We start from the raw sequence: 1660 nt of genomic DNA, 5'->3' as shown, positions 1-1660 counted from the left end.
CCCTCCATGTCAGGCTAGTTGTCGCCTCACCCGAACCGATTGGTGTAAAGATGGGGGGCGGACAGCGAATGGAAGATGAAACGCTATTCAGCGGAGACGCGGGAATGGGCAATCAAACAGATGATGCCGCCGTTCAATCGTGCGGTCATTGAGCTGGCAGGCGCGACGGGCATCACCACGGTGACGCTACGGACCTGGCGGCAGCGTGCAAGAGATGCAGGGGTATTCATGCCGGGCAAGGGCAGAACCAGCGATCAGTGGTCAAGCGCCGACAAGTTCAGGGTGGTGCTGGAGACGGCATCGCTCAACGAGGCCGAGACCTCACAATACTGCCGCAGCAAGGGCATTTATCCGGAGCAGATCCGGCAGTGGCGCGAAGCCTGTGAACAGGCCAATGTAGCGCCTGAAACCAGGCCCACGGCTGCCCAGCGCAATGAAGCAAAGGCCGCTCAAAAACGCATCCGTGAACTGGAGCGTCAGCTCAGGCGCAGCGATGCCGCGCGTGCGGAGGCGGCGGCGTTGCTGAACCTGCGAAAAAAAGCCGAAGCGATCTGGGGCAAGGAAGAGGACGACTGATCAGCGGCCCGGATCGCGATGAAGCCATGCAGTTGATCGATGAAGCGGTACAGCAGGGAGCACGCCGCTCGCGTGCCTGCGAGCAGTTGGGGCTCAGTGTGCGCAGTGTCCAGCGCTGGCGCCTGTCGCCGCAGGATGGGCGAACTCAGCTCAGGCGTGCGGCGCCGCCCAACAAGCTCAGTGAGGCCGAGCGTCAGGCCGTGCTCGAGGCGGCCAACCGCCCGGACTACGCGAGTCTGACGCCGCACCAGATTGTGCCGAAGCTGGCTGATGAGGGGGTGTATCTGGCGTCCGAATCGACGTTCTACCGGGTGCTGAAAGCGGCAGGACAGGGCCAGCGTCGAGGCCGTGCGCGAGCCCCGCAACAACGCACGCTTACGACCCATCGTGCCGATGGCCCGAACCAGGTGTGGTGCTGGGATATTACGTGGATGCCGACAACGATCAGAGGCCGGTACTTCTACTGGTACATGATGAAGGACATCTACAGCCGCAAACTGGTGATGAACGAGGTGTGGGAACAGGAGTCGGCCGAGCATGCGAGCGTCCTGCTGACCAGGGGATGTTTGCGCGAAGGCATCGCCGGACGGCCGCTGGTGCTGCATTCGGATAACGGCAGTGCGATGAAAGGCGCCACCATGCGCGCGGCGATGATCGAACTGGGTGTGCAGCCCTCGTTCAGCCGGCCGCGCGTGAGCAACGACAACGCATTTGCCGAGGCGCTGTTCCGCACGGCGAAGTACTGTCCGTTGTGGCCCGAGCAGCCGTTCGACACGCTGGAGGCGGCTCGGGAATGGGTGCAGCGCTTCGTGCAGTGGTACAACGAAGCGCACTGTCACAGCGGCCTGAAGTATGTCAGCCCGGGCCAACGGCACCGGGGCGAAGCCGACGAACTGCTGGCCCGACGGCGTGCGCTGTACCGGAGCGCGCGCATGCAAAACCCGGCGCGCTGGTCAGGGGCCATCCGCAACTGGCATCTGGACGACGCCGTATATCTGAATCCGGAGCGAGCCCCGGCCTCAGTCAAAATGTACAGGCAGGCAGCGTAACGCGGTTCAGGCGACAACTACCTTGACACACACCG

General features: G+C 63.3%; 1 protein-coding gene. It reads left to right on the top strand.

Annotation, left to right across the window (positions count from 1 at the left end):
• The first annotated feature begins 75 nt into the window (after positions 1-75).
• Positions 76-1625 (top strand): IS3 family transposase gene (locus SB822_RS54450; RefSeq protein ID WP_410858766.1). Its coding sequence is split into 2 segments (ribosomal slippage): positions 76-562 and positions 562-1625, totalling 1551 coding nucleotides; the frame shifts between segments, so codons are not numbered across the junction.
• Positions 1626-1660: the final 35 nt, after the last annotated feature.

It is taken from the genome of Paraburkholderia sp. SIMBA_054, assembly GCF_046534875.1.
In the GTDB taxonomy this organism is placed as follows: domain Bacteria; phylum Pseudomonadota; class Gammaproteobacteria; order Burkholderiales; family Burkholderiaceae; genus Paraburkholderia; species Paraburkholderia hospita.
The sequence above is the reverse complement of the archived record's forward strand: the minus strand, read 5'-3'. Positions and strand labels throughout refer to the sequence as shown.